Source organism: Salmonella sp. JXY0409-18 (assembly GCF_020268625.1).
Lineage (GTDB): Bacteria > Pseudomonadota > Gammaproteobacteria > Enterobacterales > Enterobacteriaceae > Salmonella > Salmonella enterica.
The window spans coordinates 3962420-3982120 of the sequence record NZ_CP084216.1; the positions used below are offsets into that span (position 1 = coordinate 3962420).

Genomic DNA, 19701 nt, shown 5'->3' on the forward strand with positions numbered 1-19701 from the left:
GAAAGTAAAATAAGGGACACTATCATGAACGATCTTTTTTCACTGGCAGGTAAAAATATCCTTATCACCGGAGCCGCTCAGGGAATTGGTTATTTGCTGGCAACCGGTCTTGGTCGCTATGGCGCGCGCATTATTGTTAACGATATTACCCCGGAGCGCGCCGAAACAGCCGTGACGAAACTTCAGCAGGAAGGGATAAAGGCTATTGCCGCTCCCTTTAATGTCACCCATAAACAGGATATTGAAGCTGCGGTTGAACATATCGAAAAAGATATCGGCGTCATTGACGTCCTGATAAATAACGCCGGTATCCAGCGCCGTCATCCGTTTACTGAGTTTCCCGAGCAGGAGTGGAATGACGTCATCGCCGTAAATCAGACCGCGGTTTTTCTCGTCTCTCAGGCCGTTACGCGCCGTATGGTGGCGCGGCAGGCAGGAAAAGTGATCAACATCTGTTCGATGCAAAGCGAGCTGGGCCGCGACACGATTACGCCATACGCCGCGTCGAAGGGTGCCGTGAAGATGCTGACTCGCGGCATGTGCGTGGAGCTGGCGCGTCATAATATCCAGGTCAACGGTATTGCGCCGGGATACTTCAAAACGGAGATGACCAAAGCGCTGGTTGAAGATGAAGCCTTCACCTCCTGGCTATGCAAACGTACGCCTGCCGCACGCTGGGGCGATCCCCAGGAGCTTATTGGCGCAGCGGTGTTTCTCTCGTCAAAAGCCTCCGACTTTGTTAACGGACATCTGCTGTTTGTCGATGGCGGTATGCTGGTTGCCGTCTGACCAGGGAAATACGACGCAGCGCGTAAGCGCTGCTATTTTGGCGCTAATAAGAGAGACGAATATGCCATTAATAATTATTGCGGCAGGCGTTGCGCTGCTGTTGGTCTTAATGATTGGCTTTAAAGTTAACGGCTTTATCGCCCTTGTTCTGGTTGCCGCCGTGGTGGGATTTGCCGAAGGGATGGGCGCGCAAGACGCCCTGCACTCCATACAAAACGGAATTGGCGGTACTCTGGGCGGACTCGCCATGATCCTCGGTTTTGGCGCGATGCTGGGAAGATTAATTTCCGACACCGGCGCAGCGCAGCGCATTGCGACGACGCTCATTAATACGTTCGGCAAAAAACGCGTGCAATGGGCGCTGGTGATCACCGGGCTTATCGTCGGCCTGGCAATGTTTTTTGAAGTCGGGTTCGTACTGCTGTTGCCGCTCGTTTTTACGATTGTGGCCTCATCGGGACTGCCCTTGCTGTATGTCGGGGTTCCAATGGTCGCCGCCTTATCCGTTACGCACTGCTTCCTGCCGCCGCATCCCGGCCCTACCGCTATTGCGACAATTTTTGAGGCAAATCTCGGTACGACCCTGCTGTATGGGTTAATCATTACCATACCGACAGTGATTGTTGCCGGCCCTCTGTTTTCAAAATTACTGGCGCGATTTGAAAAAGCGCCGCCTGAAGGATTATTTAATCCTCACCTATTCAGTGAAGAAGAGATGCCGTCATTCTGGAACAGTATTTTTGCCGCCGTGATCCCGGTCATTCTGATGGCCATCGCAGCGGTATGTGAAATCACGCTGCCAAAAACGAATGCCGTGCGGGTTTTCTTCGAATTTATCGGTAATCCAGCAGTGGCGTTGTTTATTGCCATTATCATCGCCATTTTTACGCTGGGGCGACGCAATGGACGTACGGTTGAGCAGGTGATGGATATCGTCGGCGAGTCCATTGGCGCTATTGCGATGATTGTTTTTATCATCGCGGGCGGCGGCGCGTTTAAACAAGTGCTGGTGGATAGCGGCGTGGGCCAATATATCTCGCAATTAATGACCGGCACATCGCTATCTCCGTTATTAATGTGCTGGACGGTAGCCGCCGTGCTGCGTATTGCGTTAGGTTCCGCGACCGTGGCTGCGATAACCACAGCGGGCGTCGTATTGCCGATTATTAACGTAACCCACGCCGATCCGGCGTTAATGGTACTGGCGACAGGCGCGGGAAGCGTTATTGCATCACATGTTAACGATCCCGGTTTTTGGCTGTTTAAAGGGTATTTTAATCTTAGCGTCGGGGAAACCCTACGCACCTGGACCGTTATGGAAACATTGATTTCTGTCATGGGGTTGCTGGGCGTACTGGCGCTGAATGCGGTTCTGCATTAATTCATCATCCGCAGCCCAATTAACCATGGGGGCGACGTTCCCGCCCCCGGTACTGGAGAAAACATGAGGAATCACAGAATTTCTTTGCAGGATATCGCTACGCTTGCTGGCGTGACAAAAATGACGGTGAGCCGTTACATCCGCTCGCCGAAAAAAGTCGCCAGGGAAACCGGCGAGCGTATTGCGCAGATCATGGAGGAAATTAACTACATACCAAATCGCGCGCCTGCTATGCTGTTAAACGCGCAAAGTTACACTCTGGGCGTGCTGATCCCCTCTTTTCAGAATCAGTTGTTTGCCGACATTCTTGCCGGGATTGAATCCGTAACGTCGGGTCATAACTACCAAACTCTCATTGCGAATTACAATTACAATCGCGATTCGGAAGAAGAGTCCGTTATCAATTTACTGTCTTACAATATCGACGGCATTATTCTTTCAGAAAAATATCATACCCTCAGAACCGTCAAATTCCTGCGCTCAGCAACCCTTCCGATTGTAGAACTCATGGACATCCAGGGCGATCGCTTAGATATGGAGGTGGGGTTTGATAACCGTCAGGCCGCCTTTGATATGGTCAGTACCATGCTGGATAAACGCCAGCGGCGAAAAATCCTCTATCTGGGTTCAAAAGACGATATCCGAGATGAGCAGCGTTATCACGGCTACTGCGATGCGATGACGCGCCGGGGGCTGGCGCCGTTGCGCATCAATCCCCGCGCTATCTCCTCTATCCATCTGGGGATACAGCTAATGCGTGATGCGCTTACTGCGCACCCGGACGTGGATGGCGTCTTTTGTACAAATGACGATATCGCAATGGGCGCTCTACTGTGGTGCCGCGAGCGTCAACTGGCCGTACCGGAGCAGATCTCCATCGCCGGCTTCCACGGTCTGGAGATGGGCAGGCAAATGATACCGAGCCTCGCCAGCGTAATTACCCCTCGTTTTGAGATCGGGCGCAGAGCCGCGCAGATGTTGCTCAACAAAATTAAAAATAACGATCTCAACCATAATACGATTGATTTGGGTTATCAGATTTATCACGGCAGCACGTTATAAATTTTTTGATCTACTTTTTCCCGCAGCTTGCCTGAGCTTAACGCGTAGCCAAAAGCGCCACGCGTCAGGTTACGCACTACATCATTCGAGGAATACCAGGCGGTCTGCCGGATGGCGGCGGAAAGGACTTATCAGGCCTACGGGTCATAGTAGGCCTGATAAGCGCAGCGCCATCAGGCACTGCGCTTTACTGCATTGCCGGATGGCAGCCTGTGATTACGACTTACGCAGCATTAGCCACAGGCTAATCAGGAAGAAAGACGCGCTCGGCAGCAGCGCGCCGACAATCGGCGGAATGCCGTATACCAGCGTCAGCGGGCCAAAAATCTGGTCGAGAACGTAAAAGACGAAGCCGAAGCTAATCCCCGTCACCACGCGCACGCCCATCGGCACACTACGCAGTGGGCCAAAGATAAACGACAGCGCCATCAGCATCATCACCGCCACGGAGAGCGGCTGGAAGATTTTACTCCACATATTGAGCTGATAACGTCCGGCGTCCTGTCCGCTCGACTTCAGATATTTAACGTAGTTATGCAGACCGCTGATGGAAAGCGCATCCGGGTCCAGCGCCACCACACCTAACTTATCCGGCGTCAGATTCGTTTTCCAGGTACCGCTCACCGTCTGCGAACCGGTGATCTGTTTCGGGTTTTGCAGATCGGACTCATCCACCTGCGACAAACGCCAGACCTTATGCTCCGGGTCGAATTTTGCCGAAGCGGCGTAACGCACCGACTGCAAACGACGCTGATCGTTGAAAGCGTAAATACTAATGCCGGCCAGCTCCTCGTCGCCCTTCACCCGTTCAATATAGACAAAGTTATTCCCGTCTTTCGCCCACAGACCTTGCTGGGTGGAAAGCAGCGAACCGCCATACATCGCCTGCGCACGATAGTTACGCGCCATCTGCTCGCCCTGCGGGGCGACCCATTCGCCGATCGCCATGGTTAACAGCACCAGGGGGATAGCCGTTTTCATCACCGACAGCGCCACCTGCATACGGGTGAAACCCGATGCCTGCATCACCACCAGTTCGCTACGCTGCGCCAGCATCCCCAGTCCCAGCAGCGCGCCAAGCAGCGCCGCCATAGGAAAGAAGATCTGGATATCCTTAGGTACGCTGAGCAGGGTGTACATACCCGCGCCCAGCGCGTCGTAGTTACCCTGCCCCGCTTTTTTCAGCTGATCGACAAACTTGATGATCCCGGAGAGCGACACCAGCATGAACAACGTCATCATGATGGTGGTAAAAATGGTTTTACCGATATAGCGGTCAAGTACACCAAATGGCTGCATTATACCGCTCCTTTACGCAGAAAACGGGCACGCAGGCGGCGGACCGGCACCGTATCCCACAGGTTTAAACCAATCGCCAACGCCAGATAGATCAGGTTGACCGCCCACATCCAGATAACCGGGTCCAGTTTGCCTTTACCGCCATTCGATTTAATGGAGGTCTGGATCAGGAAGAACAGCAGATAAAGCAGCATGGCGGGCAACATAGACAAGACGCGCCCCTGACGTGGATTCACCACGCTGAGCGGCACGACCATCAGCGCCATCATAAATACGGTAAAGACTAACGTGATACGCCAGTGCAGCTCGGCGCGAGCGCGATCGTTGTCGGTATTCCACAGCGTGCGCATGTCCATCTGGTCGGTATCGTTCGGGTCCAGCGCCACGGCCTGATGGCCAATAATCGCCTGATAGTTCTGGAAGTCGGTGATGCGAAAATCGCGTAGCAACGCCGTTCCTTCAAAACGTGTCCCTTTGTTTAAGGTGACAACCTGGGAACCATCGCGCAACTGAGTAAGGTGTCCGGAATCAGCCACTACCACAGAAGGACGAGCATTGCCCTTAGGGCGAATCTGCGCCAGGAAAACATCGTGGAAGTCGCTGCCATCAACGCTTTCGATAAACAGCACCGAGCTGCCGTTGGTCGCCTGCTGGAATTGCCCCTGCGCCAGCGCCGCCATACCGGGGTTCGCTTTCGCCTCCGCCAGCACTTCATCCTGGTGTTTTGACGACCAGGGACCGGCCCACATCACGTTAACCGCCGCAAGGATACCGGTAAATAACGCCAGTACCATGGCGGCCTTTACCAGCACGGCTTTGCTCAACCCACAGGCGTGCATGACCGTAATTTCACTTTCGGTATACAGTTTGCCCAGCGTCATCAGCAGCCCCAGGAACAGGCTTAAAGGCAGGATGAGCTGCGCCATTTCCGGTACGCCCAGCCCCAGAAGCGAGAGCACCAGATTTGCGGGAATATCGCCGTCAACCGCCGCGCCGAGAATCCTCACTAACTTTTGACAAAAGAAGATCAAAAGTAAGATGAAGAGTATCGCCAGCTGGCTTTTGAGCGTCTCCCGCACCAGATATCTTATGATTATCACTTTAAATACGCCCGTAAAAACCCATTTTTTTGCTGGAATTTAGCTTGTTTCATGGCTTAAACGTCATTTATTCTCTTGAGTCGTCGAAATCATCGCTAAGATCATTATACTCAGCGGATTCACCTCTCAGAACTTGTTCTGACGTGCCAATGCCGTAATAACGTTAAGATTAACACGAAGTCACCGCAACAGCGGACATGAGTTACGAAAGCTTTCAATTTCTATACTCTAATGGATTTCGAGTTGCAGGCAGGCGGCAAGACTGTGAAGCCCCGGAGCTTACATCAGGTAAGCGACAGGGGTGAGCAGGCGCAGCCAACGCATCTGCAACTTGAAAGACGACGAGTATAGCTGTAGCCACCACTGTTGTCTTTAAGATTCAGGAGCATAGTGCATGGAGTTCAGTGTAAAAAGCGGTAGCCCGGAGAAACAGCGGAGTGCCTGCATTGTCGTGGGCGTCTTTGAACCGCGTCGCCTTTCTCCGATTGCAGAACAGCTCGACAAAATTAGCGACGGATACATCAGCGCATTGCTGCGTCGCGGCGAACTGGAAGGAAAACCGGGGCAGACTCTGTTGCTGCACCATGTTCCTAACGTTCTTTCCGAGCGAATCCTCCTCATTGGTTGCGGCAAAGAGCGAGAGCTTGATGAACGTCAGTATAAGCAGGTTATTCAGAAAACGATAAATACTCTGAATGATACCGGTTCGATGGAAGCCGTCTGTTTCCTGACCGAACTGCACGTCAAAGGCCGCAACAACTACTGGAAAGTGCGTCAGGCCGTCGAAACGGCCAAAGAGACGCTTTATAGCTTTGATCAACTCAAGACCAACAAGAGCGAGCCGCGCCGCCCGCTACGTAAGATGGTCTTTAATGTGCCGACCCGCCGTGAGCTCACCAGCGGCGAACGCGCCATTCAGCACGGTCTGGCCATTGCCGCCGGGATTAAGGCTGCGAAAGATCTCGGCAACATGCCGCCCAATATCTGTAACGCCGCCTACCTGGCGTCACAGGCGCGCCAGTTGGCCGACAGCTACAGCAAAAATGTCATCACCCGCGTCATCGGCGAACAGCAAATGCGCGAACTGGGTATGAACGCTTATCTGGCGGTCGGCCACGGTTCGCAGAATGAATCGCTGATGTCGGTGATTGAGTACAAGGGCAATCCATCCGAAGACGCGCGCCCGATCGTGCTGGTGGGTAAAGGCCTGACCTTCGACTCCGGCGGCATCTCCATCAAGCCATCTGAAGGGATGGACGAGATGAAGTACGACATGTGCGGCGCAGCGGCGGTTTACGGCGTGATGCGTATGGTTGCCGAGCTTCAGCTACCGATTAACGTTATCGGCGTGCTGGCGGGCTGTGAAAACATGCCGGGCGGACGCGCGTATCGTCCGGGCGACGTGCTGACCACCATGTCTGGTCAAACCGTTGAAGTCCTGAACACCGACGCCGAAGGCCGTCTGGTTTTGTGCGACGTGCTGACCTACGTTGAGCGCTTCGAACCGGAAGCGGTTATCGACGTGGCGACGCTAACCGGGGCCTGCGTGATTGCGCTGGGCCATCACATTACCGGTCTGATGTCGAACCATAACCCGCTGGCGCATGAACTGATCGGCGCGTCCGAGCAGGCTGGCGACCGCGCGTGGCGTCTGCCGCTGGGCGATGAGTTCCAGGAACAACTGGAGTCCAACTTTGCGGATATGGCAAACATTGGTGGTCGTCCTGGCGGCGCCATCACCGCGGGCTGCTTCCTGTCGCGCTTTACCCGTAAGTATAACTGGGCGCACCTGGATATCGCCGGCACCGCCTGGCGCTCCGGCAAAGCGAAAGGCGCGACGGGGCGTCCGGTAGCGCTGTTGTCGCAGTTCCTGCTCAATCGCGCGGGCTTTAACGGCGAAGAGTAAGTTTGAGATTACCCCGTAGGCCTGATAAGGCGCATTAGCGCCGCCATCAGGCGTTTTGCCGGATGGCGCTGCGCTTATCCGGCCTACGGGATGCATCATGGCAACGCATTTAAATCCACCACAAGAAGCCCCATATATGAAGAATGCGACGTTCTATCTTCTGGATAATGACACTACCGTCAATGGTTTAAGCGCCGTTGAACAACTGGTGTGTGAAATTGCCGCAGAACGTTGGCGCGCCGGCAAGCGCGTGCTGATCGCCTGCGAAGATGAGAAGCAGGCCATTCGGTTGGATGAAGCGCTGTGGGCAAGACCGGCGGAAAGTTTTGTCCCGCACAATCTGGCAGGCGAAGGCCCACGCGGCGGCGCGCCGGTTGAAATTGCCTGGCCGCAAAAACGCAACAGCAGCCCGCGCGATATTTTAATCAGCCTGCGTACAAGCTTTGCAGATTTTGCCACCGCTTTCACAGAAGTGGTAGACTTCGTCCCTTACGAAGAAACTTTGAAACAACTGGCGCGCGAACGCTACAAAGCCTACCGCGTGGCTGGTTTTAACCTGAATACGGCAACCTGGAAATAATGGAAAAGACATATAACCCCCAAGATATCGAACAGCCGCTTTACGAGCACTGGGAAAAGCAGGGCTATTTCAAGCCTAACGGCGACGAAAGCAAAGAGTCCTTCTGCATCATGATCCCGCCGCCGAACGTCACCGGCAGTTTGCATATGGGACATGCTTTCCAGCAAACCATCATGGATACCATGATCCGTTACCAGCGTATGCAGGGTAAAAACACCCTGTGGCAGGTCGGCACCGACCACGCCGGGATCGCGACCCAGATGGTGGTTGAGCGCAAGATTGCCGCTGAAGAAGGTAAAACCCGTCACGACTACGGCCGCGATGCGTTTATCGACAAAATCTGGCAGTGGAAAGCGGAATCCGGCGGCACCATTACCCGTCAGATGCGCCGTCTCGGCAACTCCGTTGACTGGGAGCGCGAGCGCTTCACCATGGACGAAGGCCTTTCCAATGCCGTGAAAGAAGTCTTTGTTCGCCTGTACAAAGAAGACCTGATTTACCGTGGCAAACGCCTGGTGAACTGGGACCCGAAACTGCGTACCGCCATCTCTGACCTGGAAGTGGAAAACCGCGAGTCCAAAGGCTCGATGTGGCACATCCGCTATCCGCTTGCCGACGGCGCGAAAACCGCAGACGGTAAAGATTACCTGGTCGTCGCCACCACCCGTCCGGAAACCGTACTGGGCGATACCGGCGTGGCCGTGAACCCGGAAGATCCGCGTTATAAAGATCTGATTGGCAAATTCGTTATTCTGCCGCTGGTTAACCGCCGCATTCCGATTGTGGGCGACGAACACGCCGATATGGAAAAAGGCACCGGCTGCGTAAAAATCACCCCGGCGCACGACTTTAACGACTATGAAGTCGGGAAACGTCACGCCCTGCCGATGATCAACATCCTGACCTTTGACGGCGACATTCGCGAAAGCGCGGAAGTGTTCGATACCAAAGGTGAAGAGTCTGACGTTTATTCCAGCGAGATTCCGGCTGAGTTCCAGAAGCTGGAACGCTTTGCTGCCCGTAAGGCCATCGTTGCTGCCGTTGACGCGCTCGGCCTGCTGGAAGAAATTAAACCGCACGATCTGACCGTCCCTTACGGCGACCGTGGCGGCGTGGTTATCGAACCGATGCTGACCGACCAGTGGTACGTCCGTGCCGACGTGCTGGCGAAACCGGCGGTGGAAGCGGTTGAAAACGGCGACATTCAGTTCGTACCGAAGCAGTACGAAAACATGTATTTCTCCTGGATGCGCGATATCCAGGACTGGTGTATCTCTCGTCAACTGTGGTGGGGTCACCGTATCCCGGCATGGTATGACAACGACGGCAACGTCTACGTTGGCCGTACCGAAGACGAAGTGCGTCAGGAAAATAACCTCGGTGCCGACGTTCAGCTTCGTCAGGACGAAGACGTTCTCGATACCTGGTTCTCCTCCGCGCTGTGGACCTTTTCTACGCTGGGCTGGCCGGAAAACACCGACGCGCTGCGTCAGTTCCACCCCACCAGCGTGATGGTGTCCGGCTTCGATATCATCTTCTTCTGGATTGCCCGCATGATCATGATGACCATGCACTTCATCAAAGATGAAAACGGCAAGCCGCAGGTGCCGTTCCATACTGTCTACATGACCGGTCTGATTCGCGACGACGAAGGCCAGAAGATGTCTAAATCCAAGGGTAACGTTATCGACCCGCTGGATATGGTGGACGGCATCTCCCTGCCGGAACTGCTGGAAAAACGCACCGGCAACATGATGCAGCCGCAGATGGCGGAGAAAATCCGCAAGCGTACCGAGAAGCAGTTCCCGAACGGCATCGAGCCGCACGGCACCGACGCCCTGCGCTTTACCCTGGCGGCGCTGGCCTCGACCGGCCGCGACATCAACTGGGATATGAAGCGTCTGGAAGGTTACCGTAACTTCTGTAACAAGCTGTGGAACGCCAGCCGCTTTGTGCTGATGAACACCGAAGAGCAGGATTGCGGCTTCAACGGCGGTGAAATGACGCTGTCGCTGGCGGACCGCTGGATCCTGGCGGAATTCAACCAGACCGTTAAAGCGTACCGCGACGCGCTGGACAGCTTCCGCTTCGATATCGCCGCGGGCATTCTGTACGAGTTCACCTGGAACCAGTTCTGTGACTGGTATCTGGAGCTGACCAAGCCGGTAATGAACGGTGGCACCGAAGCCGAACTGCGCGGCACCCGCCATACGCTGGTCACCGTACTGGAAGGTCTGCTGCGCCTGGCGCACCCGATCATCCCGTTCATCACCGAAACCATCTGGCAGCGCGTGAAGGTTATCTGTGGCATTACCGCCGACACCATCATGCTACAGCCGTTCCCGGAATATAACGCCGCACAGGTGGATGAAGCCGCGTTGGCCGATACCGAGTGGCTGAAGCAGGCGATCGTCGCCGTACGTAACATTCGTGCGGAAATGAACATCGCCCCGGGCAAACCGCTGGAACTGCTGCTGCGCGGCTGTAGTGAAGAAGCCGTTCGTCGTGTTAACGACAACCGTAGCTTCCTGCAAACCCTGGCGCGTCTGGAAAGCATCACCGTGCTGCCAGCCGATGACAAAGGTCCGGTTTCCGTGACCAAAATCATCGACGGCGCCGAACTGCTGATCCCGATGGCAGGCCTCATCAACAAAGACGATGAGCTGGCGCGTCTGGCGAAAGAAGTGGCGAAAATCGAAGGCGAGATTGCCCGTATCGAAGGCAAACTGTCCAACGAAGGTTTCGTCGCCCGTGCGCCGGAAGCGGTGATTGCCAAAGAGCGTGAGAAGCTGGACGGTTACGCAGAAGCCAAAGCGAAGCTGATTGAGCAGCAGGCGGTTATTAGCGCGCTGTAATCTGAAAGCCTGATGGCGCTTCGCTTACCAGGCCTACACGTTCGCTTATTGACATGGCGCGATCGGTAGGCCGGATAAGGCATTCACGCCGCCATCCGACAACATGAATTATGGGCCGACGTAAACGTCGGCCTTTTTACATCAGATAAACGGGAAGTAAGGCATGATGCCACGAGAAATCCACATTAGCAGGCTGTTTTCCAGCGGCTTCTCATCATTGGTTAACTCAAGCGAATCCAGATCGCCCTGGACCTGTGTATTCTGCGCCAGCCAGCTCACCAGCCAAATTTTCAACCACGGATAAGCCAGCCCTAAGGTCACGCCGGAAATCACAAACACCACCAGTAACCGCCACAGCATACCGTGTGCAGTGACAGAGGAATGAAAACGAATCGAATCGTTCGCCAGTGACAAATTGTTTAAAAACAGGTTGCGTAACGCCACATATAAGTAACTGGTTACCACAATAATCGCGAGAAAATAGAGGAAATAACATGCCATTATCTGGCCATAATATTGCAGAATAAGCGCCCCTCCTGCCTGCGCATTCCCCATCATACTCAAAAGAATCATGTCGGTGAACACCGGCGCGATTAGATAACCAATCACGACAGCAAAAGGGAAAAGGGTCAACATTGCCAACACGCACCCTCTGATGCACGTTTTAACATTAACCTGAATCGAGAAACGATGAATGCCAAAGTTTGCGCCATTGCCAAACAAGGTCATCCATTTGCTGTAGGTAATACCGTTAATGACCCCTATCCCAATAATAGCCAGCAAACCGAGAAAAACGATATTGAACACTAAACCGCCGACGGCGATGGTTACCAGTGAGATAATATAAAGAACAATATAAAGCGCCACCATCAGGAGTACCGGAAGAGCGAACATGTACCACCAGGCGCGCCGCATGGAACACTGGAATCCAAAATGTACGCCATTCAGTGAAGTCATCATCGCCTGATACTGTAATCCTTTCACCGCCATAAAAGGAATAATCGCAATTAATAAGCCGAATAGCGTAAAACCGAGACCGGGATGACCGTGTTCAATAAGAGAGAGGCTAACAATATAAATAATAAAAACTAACAACACACTAATAAATAATGCGCCGCCCGTGGCTTTGTAAGCAAAAGGCTGATTGTTTAGCGTCATATTAGTATAAATATAACGTCGACATTTCACCATCGCCCACGGCGCATAGATTCCCAACGTGATACACGTCAACAAGAAATTCACAAGGCAAATAACAAAATACTTTCCGCCCTTGCCTGTAAACACCAACGTGTGATTATGGTTATCTTTACTACTGATAACTTTATTCATGAATCATATCCCTGAATTACAATCTATTAGAATTAATAATAAAAACCAGTAAATTGTTACTGATTTGACTACGATACTATTTTTGTTTAATTTTTCCGCCTTTTATTTTGTCTGATTCAGGATCTCCTTGCGCGTAACTCAAGACGGTGGTATTAAAGTAATCTATAAATAAATTTTAAAAATTGAGCCATATTATGAATAATGTCGCCTCGCCAACGCTCACGGTGCGCCGAATCACTACCGCCGACAATGCCGCTATTGCCCGTGTCATCCGTCAGGTTTCAGCGGAATACGGACTTACCGCCGATAAAGGTTATACCGTTGCCGACCCCAATCTGGATGAACTGTATCAGGTTTATAGCCAACCGGGCGCGGCCTACTGGGTGGTAGAGCAAAACGGTTGTGTGGTGGGCGGCGGCGGCGTGGCGCCGTTATCCTGTAGCGAACCAGACATTTGTGAACTGCAAAAAATGTATTTTTTACCGGTGATTCGTGGTCAGGGGCTGGCGAAAAAGCTGGCGCTGATGGCGCTGGATCATGCCCGTGAACAGGGTTTTAAACGCTGCTATCTGGAAACAACGGCTTTTTTACGCGAGGCGATTGCGCTATACGAACGTTTAGGATTTGAACATATTAGCGAACCGCTCGGCTGCACCGGACATGTCGATTGCGAAGTGAGGATGTTAAAGGATCTCTGAAAACCAGGCGTTTATTTATCCTCGCCAGGTATTATTTTTGCTGATATAAGTAATCCCGGAAACATCCTGTTATCCGGGAATCACTTATTATTCAAGGAAGTTATAAATGAAACGCCTATTATCAGCAATTGTTTTCCCCGCTATGTTTATTAGTATCTCTAATGTATATGCATTAGATATACAGCCCGGCGAATGGAAAATGGAAAATATAGAAATGCGCACCATCAATCCAGATACAAAAGAAGTATTAATGGATGAAAAAAATTCGGGCATAGCGACGCTTATGTGTTATACCCCTAAAATGTCTGAAGATTCTAAAAAAATGGTGAAGGGTTTTTCTACCAGTGCAGGCGGTTGCACGACAACATTTGTAGAAAGTACGGATACCAAACTGATCAATGAGACTGTGTGTAATAATCCTGATGCCAAATCGCACTCTATTGTAGAAACGACGAAAATAAGTGATACAGAATTTGCGATGACCATGAAATCAGATGTCGATGCAGGAGGTAATAAAACAACCTCCATCAACAAAATTAAACAAACCTTTGTTGGCAAGACCTGCTCTGAAGCGTCAAAAGGCGTGAAACAGTAAGTATTTCAACACAAGAACCCGTAGTGATGATGCAAAAAGGGCATTGTTCAAGGTCACCTTTCGGGAATATAACACTGAGTGAGTTCTTTTTGCCTGCCGCAGGGCAGGCTTTACTCAGGACAGAATATCATGAAAATGACTTTTCCTGCTCGCCAGCAGCTTGATGCCGGGCGGAATGACCACCACAACGTTTGCAGACGGCGACAGCGTAAAAGATAAAAACGCTAATCTTTAATTTTACCCTTTATCCGGCGGCTGGCACGCCGCTATGAAAACGAAACTCGCGGTCTGGCGACAGGATAAGGTCAGCTTCCACGTCGCCAAAATAGCGCACGCGCGCAGAAATGTCCTCGGCGGAAATCTGCTGCGCCAGCGCCAGGTAATCCTGATAATGCCGCGCTTCGGAGCGCAGAAGCGAGAGATAAAACGTCTGTAAATCCTCATCCAGCCAGGGCGCCAGAGCGGCAAAACGTTCGCAGGAGCGGGCTTCGATATACGCCCCACAAATCAGCTTATCAATTAAGGTGAGCGGTTCGTGCGTGCGTACCGCTTTCAACATTCCTTTCGCGTAGCGGCTGGCGGTGATTTTCACATAAGGAATGTTTCTGGCCTGCATGACCTCGCGTACCTGCCAAAAATGGTGCAACTCCTCTTTAATCAATAACACCATACGGTCGATCAGCTGACGCCCCCAGGGGTCATCAGTTTGCGGCATGGCGCTTTTGCTAATCTGTCTATGCAGGGCAACAAAATCCGGCTCCGGCCCCTGACGAAACGCGAACGCCTCGTAAGGTTGCAGCCAGGCGAGCAGCGCGTCGGCGCCCGATTTATCGGCGACATATTTACGCACCAACAGCAACGCGGTTTGCGCAGCCTTCAGTTCGCAGATCAAGTGATCGGTAAGCAGAAGAGGAAGATTTTGCGGATCGCGGGCCTGGACAATCCACGCCTGCGGCGTCGGGCAATGCAGGAAATTAAGCACCGGAGAGAGTATTTGCGGGTAATTCATACGTAACCTGTTAAAAAAATACGACAGCAGACGCTGCCGTACCGTCATACTATACAGCTTTAGTGACGCACGCCGTCGTCATCTTCATCGACATAATCGTCGTCGTCACCCTCTTCGCCATTAGGGTCTTCAAAATAGGTTCCCCAGCCGTCGTATTCAACATCATATTTTTCCGCCAGGTTCATCAGTTGCTCAACCTGAGCGTCGATGAGTTCGGCGTTCAACGCGCACTCGCTGAGGATGTCGCAACAAATAACCGTATCGCCCTCTTCCACTTCCAGCTCTTCCGGCTCCGTCACTTCATAGCCGAGTTTAAAGGCTTCTACCGCGGCTTTTTCCAACGTTTCGAAATCGTCAGCGGAAAGGTGATGCTCAATAGTGTACAGCGCATCCGGATCGCTGCCGTCCTCAAGTAACTCTTCAATAATTAACCGCGTTTCTTCACGCTGCTCTTCCAGTAATTCCGGGTTTGCCATAGCTCGTTCCTCATAGATGTCCTGCCGATACTCTTATTGTCACATACCGCCGACGTTGCCTCCACCTTATCGAGAAAAGTTTTATCAAACAGGGTTGCAAATGAATAATCATCCATATAAAGTGAATTTTAATTCAATGAGAGGCCTAAGCCATGTGAGGGAAGTATGTCTACGTTTTACCAAAAACCTTTTTTAAAGTTACTTGATTTCACCGCCAGCGAACTCACTGCTCTGTTGCAGCTTGCCGCCAAACTGAAAGCCGATAAGAAAAACGGTAAAGAAGAACAAAAGCTGGTGGGTAAAAATATTGCGCTCATCTTCGAAAAAGACTCGACCCGGACACGATGCTCTTTCGAAGTTGCCGCATACGATCAGGGGGCGCGCGTGACGTACCTGGGTTCCAGCGGGAGCCAGATCGGCCATAAAGAGTCCATCAAAGATACTGCCCGCGTCCTGGGCCGGATGTTTGACGGTATTCAGTATCGAGGATATGGCCAGGAGATCGTCGAAACGCTGGCTGAATATTCCGGTGTGCCGGTATGGAACGGTTTAACCGATGAGTATCACCCAACGCAATTACTGGCGGATCTGCTCACCATGCAGGAACATCTGCCGGGTAAAGCCTTTAACGAGATGACGTTGGTCTATGCCGGAGACGCGCGTAATAACATGGGTAACTCCATGCTGGAAGCCGCCGCGTTAACAGGATTGGATCTCCGTCTGGTCGCGCCAAAAGCCTGCTGGCCGCAAGCCGCGTTAGTGGCGGAGTGCAGCGCCATGGCGAAAAAGAACGGTGGCGCCATCACCCTGACCGAAGATATCGCCTCGGGCGTAAAAGGCGCGGATTTTATCTATACCGATGTTTGGGTCTCTATGGGCGAACCCAAAGAGAAATGGGCGGAGCGTATTGCCCTGCTGCGTGATTATCAGGTCAACAGCCAGATGATGGCGTTAACCGGCAATCCGCAGGTTAAGTTCCTGCATTGTCTGCCTGCGTTCCATGATGACGAAACCACGCTCGGCAAAAAAATGGCCGAAGAGTACGGTTTACATGGCGGGATGGAAGTGACCGACGAGGTTTTTGAGTCTGCGGCCAGCATTGTCTTTGATGAAGCGGAAAACCGAATGCATACCATCAAAGCAGTAATGGTAGCGACGCTGTCTAAATAATGTCGTTATGATGCCGGATGGCGGTTGGCCTACAAAATCGCAACGTGCAGGCGCCGCCATCCGGACAAAATATTACGCCATCAGCATTTTCACAACCGCTTTACGTACCCGCGCCGGTTCTCCCACCGCGCACAGGGGCTTATGCACTTCGCCGGGATAAAACACCACAAAGTCGCCTTCGTTCAGGACGACGGTTTTCTCGTCGACGCTCGTCGGTAAAAATGCAATGTCTTTATCCGTCAGCCAGTCCGTGTGCGGCGTTCCTGCAGGCCGGGTACTGAATGCCATCCCTTCCTGACCTTGTAGCACAATCTGAATATCAAGATAACGGGCGTGATACTCTGCGCTGCGCGATTCGCCCGGCTCCGTCATATTTTCAGAAATCATATAAAACAGCCTGTCGCCGTCAATGTCATACTTACCTGGCGCGGTCGTTGCCGTGACATGCGCATTGACGTGCTCAATCGCCTGCCGTAACGCCGTCGGCAGCCAAGCCTCCAGATGTTCAATATTGCCAATAATCATCGCATTCCCTTAGTTAAAACAGCGTTTTATTTTTCTCTTTATACGAGAAAAATGGCTGCCATACTACCCTTACTCTCATCGATTTTGCGCCAGCGCATGTTTATCGCCAGCGGTGTTTATATATTGTTAATAGTTCGCCCAACTTTATGCAGTACCTATGCATAAACCCCAGCGGCGCCAAATCGCCATCACTAACAACCCTTTGATATTAAAGGCGTTAATATAAAAACGTTTTAGCGATCACAATTCGCTCTCCCCGCATAAATGACTTCTCTATCCATAGTTATTTTTAAATTATTTAAATATCTCCGATAATAAAATCCCCTTCACGCATAGTTATGCAACACTTAAAAATAATCACTTTATTTTCAATTGGTTAAGATTTAAATATAATTCAATACAACAAACAAATAATTAACAATAAAAAAATAACAAACCATATAGCTGCGTAGTAATTCATTTAATGCCTTATTGTTTTTTGAATTTCTCTGACCCGGCTCATATATTAAATAAGAAAAATAGCACTCCTTGATTGATGTGAATCTCATCACATTAACAACCCAAATAAAATTCAATCATTGCTCCCGAATTTAACTGAAACGCCGCGACTGCAAGCACGCTAAATATTTGCAGCCACTCCTTCTTTATTCTTGAAATTATGTAAAAGGTATAATGATGGAAAAGCATTTTGTCGGTTCTGAAATAGGTCAATTACGCAGCGTAATGTTGCATCGTCCCAATCTCAGCCTAAAAAGACTTACCCCTTCAAATTGTCAGGAATTACTTTTTGACGATGTATTATCCGTAGAGCGCGCTGGCGAAGAGCATGACATTTTTGCCAACACGCTGCGCCAGCAAGGGATAGAAGTGTTGCTGTTAACCGACCTGCTCACCCAAACGCTGGATGTGGCTGACGCTAAAGCCTGGCTACTGGACACGCAAATTTCCGATTATCGCCTTGGGCCCACCTTTGCCGCAGATATTCGCGCCTGGCTGGCGGATATGCCGCACCGTGAACTGGCTCGCCATTTAAGCGGCGGTTTAACTTACGGCGAAATCCCCGCCTCCATAAAAAATATGGTGGTCGATACTCACGATATTAATGACTTTATTATGAAGCCATTACCGAATCACCTATTTACCCGTGACACGTCCTGCTGGATATATAACGGCGTCTCAATTAACCCCATGGCAAAACCTGCACGCCAACGTGAAACGAATAATTTACGAGCTATTTATCGCTGGCATCCTCAATTCGCAGGCGGTGATTTCATTAAATATTTCGGCGACGAGGACATTAATTACGACCACGCCACTTTAGAGGGCGGCGATGTGCTGGTGATTGGCCGCGGCGCGGTGTTGATCGGTATGTCTGAACGTACTACGCCGCAGGGCGTCGAGTTCCTGGCGCAGGCATTGTTTAAACATCGTCAGGCGGAACGCGTCATTGCCGTTGAACTGCCAAAACATCGCTCCTGCATGCACCTTGATACCGTCATGACCCACATTGATATCGACACCTTCTCCGTCTATCCGGAAGTCGTTCGCCCGGACGTTCAGTGCTGGACGCTGACGCCAGACGGACGCGGCGGTCTGAAACGAACCCAGGAGAGCACGCTGGTTCATGCTCTTGAAAAAGCGCTTGGCATCGATCAGGTGCGCTTAATCACCACTGGCGGCGACGCATTTGAAGCTGAGCGCGAACAGTGGAATGACGCCAATAACGTGCTCACCCTGCGTCCCGGCGTGGTGGTGGGCTATGAGCGCAACATCTGGACCAACGAAAAATACGACAAAGCCGGCATTACCATCCTTCCCATTCCCGGCGATGAACTGGGTCGCGGGCGCGGGGGCGCACGCTGCATGAGCTGTCCACTGGAACGCGATGGTATTTAAAGGAGACGTTATGGAAAACAAACGCACACTGGTCGTCGCGCTGGGCGGCAATGCGCTGCTCAAACGCGGCGAACCGCTGGAGGCTGATATTCAGCGTAAAAATATCGAACTGGCGGCCAGAACCATCGCCCAGCTTACCCGGCAATGGCGCGTGGTGTTAGTGCACGGCAACGGCCCACAGGTAGGACTGCTGGCGCTACAAAATAGCGCCTACGCTAACGTTACGCCCTACCCGCTCGATATCCTCGGTGCGGAAAGCCAGGGCATGATTGGCTACATGCTGCAACAGGCGCTGAAGAATCATCTGCCGGAGCGTGAAATCAGCGTCCTGCTCACCCAGGTCGAAGTCGATGCCAACGACCCGGCATTCCTCAATCCAACCAAATATATCGGACCGATTTACGACGAAGCGCAGGCCCGTGCGTTACAGGCAGAAAAGGGCTGGGTATTCAAAGCCGACGGTAACGCCTTCCGCCGCGTTGTGCCCTCCCCGCAGCCGAAACGCATTGTGGAAAACGATGCCATCCGCGCGCTGATTAGCCGCGATCACCTGGTTATCTGTAACGGCGGCGGCGGTGTGCCGGTCGTGGAAAAAGCCGATGGCTACCACGGTATCGAGGCGGTGATCGACAAAGATCTGTCCGCAGCCCTGCTTGCCAGCCAAATTCACGCCGACGCGCTGCTCATTCTGACCGATGCCGACGCGGTGTATCTCGACTGGGGTAAGCCCACCCAACGCCCGCTGGCGCAAGTTACGCCGGAGCTGCTTCGTGAAATGCAGTTCGACGCCGGTTCGATGGGCCCGAAAGTGACCGCCTGCGCTGAGTTTGTCAGCCATTGCCGCGGCATTGCCGGAATCGGCTCGCTGGCGGATGGGCAAGCCATTCTCGCGGGCGAGAAAGGCACTTTGATTCGGTGTGAAACCGCCGACGTTGACGCATAAGGCTTTTTACCGGATGGCGGCTTCCGCCTTATTCGGCCTACAGAGCGCGCATAACCGTGGGCCGGATAAGCGCAGCGCCATCAGGCAA

Annotated in this window: 19 protein-coding genes; 12 read left to right on the plus strand and 7 right to left on the minus strand. The window is 52.2% G+C overall.

Features of this window, described 5'->3' with window-relative positions:
- The first annotated feature begins 24 nt into the window (after window positions 1-24).
- The 3 genes from idnO to idnR all read left to right on the plus strand — a co-directional run bounded on the left by idnO (window position 25) and on the right by idnR (window position 3232).
- The gene (gene idnO / locus LDB27_RS19285) at window positions 25-789 is read left to right on the plus strand and encodes a gluconate 5-dehydrogenase (protein WP_000998688.1); all 765 of its coding nucleotides are present in this window, start codon (window positions 25-27) and stop codon (window positions 787-789) included.
- Window positions 790-850: 61 nt separating this feature from the next.
- Complete coding sequence (gene idnT / locus LDB27_RS19290; protein ID WP_001128349.1) at window positions 851-2170, plus strand: gnt-II system L-idonate transporter; 1320 nt, start codon at window positions 851-853, stop codon at window positions 2168-2170.
- A 63-nt stretch (window positions 2171-2233) separates the two neighbouring features.
- Window positions 2234-3232, plus strand: a complete 999-nt coding sequence (gene idnR / locus LDB27_RS19295; protein ID WP_001244065.1) for a DNA-binding transcriptional regulator IdnR — start codon at window positions 2234-2236, stop codon at window positions 3230-3232.
- A gap of 216 nt (window positions 3233-3448) precedes the next feature.
- Here idnR and lptG read toward each other — a convergent pair whose 3' ends face one another.
- The 3 genes from lptG to LDB27_RS19310 all read right to left on the minus strand — a co-directional run bounded on the left by lptG (window position 3449) and on the right by LDB27_RS19310 (window position 5745).
- On the minus strand, window positions 3449-4531 hold the full coding sequence (gene lptG / locus LDB27_RS19300; protein ID WP_001182242.1) for an LPS export ABC transporter permease LptG: 1083 nt from the start codon (window positions 4529-4531) through the stop codon (window positions 3449-3451).
- Window positions 4531-5631: an LPS export ABC transporter permease LptF gene (gene lptF / locus LDB27_RS19305; protein WP_000584132.1), complete on the minus strand. Its 1101-nt coding sequence runs from the start codon at window positions 5629-5631 to the stop codon at window positions 4531-4533. The genes lptG and lptF overlap by 1 nt, the downstream gene beginning before the upstream one ends.
- 63 nt (window positions 5632-5694) lie before the next feature.
- Complete coding sequence (locus tag LDB27_RS19310) at window positions 5695-5745, minus strand: hypothetical protein (protein WP_212724070.1); 51 nt, start codon at window positions 5743-5745, stop codon at window positions 5695-5697.
- A 280-nt stretch (window positions 5746-6025) separates the two neighbouring features.
- Here LDB27_RS19310 and pepA point away from each other — a divergent pair, with 280 nt between their 5' ends.
- The 3 genes from pepA to LDB27_RS19325 all read left to right on the plus strand — a co-directional run bounded on the left by pepA (window position 6026) and on the right by LDB27_RS19325 (window position 10972).
- On the plus strand, window positions 6026-7537 hold the full coding sequence (pepA, locus tag LDB27_RS19315; protein ID WP_000397158.1) for a leucyl aminopeptidase: 1512 nt from the start codon (window positions 6026-6028) through the stop codon (window positions 7535-7537).
- A gap of 136 nt (window positions 7538-7673) precedes the next feature.
- The gene (gene holC / locus LDB27_RS19320) at window positions 7674-8117 is read left to right on the plus strand and encodes a DNA polymerase III subunit chi (protein ID WP_001523689.1); all 444 of its coding nucleotides are present in this window, start codon (window positions 7674-7676) and stop codon (window positions 8115-8117) included.
- A complete protein-coding gene (locus LDB27_RS19325; RefSeq protein WP_000416333.1) occupies window positions 8117-10972 on the plus strand; it encodes a valine--tRNA ligase in 2856 nt (951 codons plus the stop codon). The genes holC and LDB27_RS19325 overlap by 1 nt, the downstream gene beginning before the upstream one ends.
- Window positions 10973-11113: 141 nt before the next feature.
- Here the strand turns inward: LDB27_RS19325 and LDB27_RS19330 are convergent, their stop codons facing one another.
- On the minus strand, window positions 11114-12301 hold the full coding sequence (locus tag LDB27_RS19330; protein ID WP_001045141.1) for a YjgN family protein: 1188 nt from the start codon (window positions 12299-12301) through the stop codon (window positions 11114-11116).
- Between the two features lie 194 nt (window positions 12302-12495).
- Between LDB27_RS19330 and LDB27_RS19335 the strand changes: the two genes are divergently transcribed.
- Window positions 12496-12999, plus strand: a complete 504-nt coding sequence (locus LDB27_RS19335; RefSeq protein WP_001519079.1) for a GNAT family N-acetyltransferase — start codon at window positions 12496-12498, stop codon at window positions 12997-12999.
- A 106-nt stretch (window positions 13000-13105) separates the two neighbouring features.
- Window positions 13106-13594 carry a DUF3617 domain-containing protein gene (locus LDB27_RS19340; protein ID WP_000826191.1) on the plus strand — a complete coding sequence of 163 codons (489 nt, stop codon included), beginning with the start codon at window positions 13106-13108 and terminating at the stop codon, window positions 13592-13594.
- A gap of 244 nt (window positions 13595-13838) precedes the next feature.
- Here the strand turns inward: LDB27_RS19340 and miaE are convergent, their stop codons facing one another.
- Both miaE and rraB read right to left on the minus strand, forming a co-directional pair.
- Window positions 13839-14651, minus strand: a complete 813-nt coding sequence (miaE, locus tag LDB27_RS19345; RefSeq protein WP_000218450.1) for a tRNA isopentenyl-2-thiomethyl-A-37 hydroxylase MiaE — start codon at window positions 14649-14651, stop codon at window positions 13839-13841.
- 11 nt (window positions 14652-14662) lie between these two features.
- Window positions 14663-15079: a ribonuclease E inhibitor RraB gene (gene rraB, locus LDB27_RS19350; protein WP_000002940.1), complete on the minus strand. Its 417-nt coding sequence runs from the start codon at window positions 15077-15079 to the stop codon at window positions 14663-14665.
- Window positions 15080-15179: 100 nt separating this feature from the next.
- Between rraB and argL the strand changes: the two genes are divergently transcribed.
- Together argL and argF are read left to right on the plus strand one after the other, a co-directional pair.
- Window positions 15180-15275, plus strand: a complete 96-nt coding sequence (argL, locus tag LDB27_RS23985) for a putative translational regulatory protein ArgL (protein ID WP_223148976.1) — start codon at window positions 15180-15182, stop codon at window positions 15273-15275.
- Complete coding sequence (gene argF, locus LDB27_RS19360; protein ID WP_000103041.1) at window positions 15245-16249, plus strand: ornithine carbamoyltransferase; 1005 nt, start codon at window positions 15245-15247, stop codon at window positions 16247-16249. The genes argL and argF overlap by 31 nt, the downstream gene beginning before the upstream one ends.
- Window positions 16250-16321: 72 nt before the next feature.
- Here argF and LDB27_RS19365 read toward each other — a convergent pair whose 3' ends face one another.
- Window positions 16322-16774 (minus strand): YhcH/YjgK/YiaL family protein, encoded by a 453-nt coding sequence (locus LDB27_RS19365; RefSeq protein WP_000583457.1) that lies wholly within the window; start codon window positions 16772-16774, stop codon window positions 16322-16324.
- 675 nt (window positions 16775-17449) lie between these two features.
- Between LDB27_RS19365 and arcA the strand changes: the two genes are divergently transcribed.
- Together arcA and arcC are read left to right on the plus strand one after the other, a co-directional pair.
- Window positions 17450-18670: an arginine deiminase gene (arcA, locus tag LDB27_RS19370; RefSeq protein ID WP_000410843.1), complete on the plus strand. Its 1221-nt coding sequence runs from the start codon at window positions 17450-17452 to the stop codon at window positions 18668-18670.
- A gap of 10 nt (window positions 18671-18680) precedes the next feature.
- On the plus strand, window positions 18681-19613 hold the full coding sequence (gene arcC, locus LDB27_RS19375) for a carbamate kinase (RefSeq protein ID WP_000428751.1): 933 nt from the start codon (window positions 18681-18683) through the stop codon (window positions 19611-19613).
- Window positions 19614-19701 lie beyond the last annotated feature (88 nt).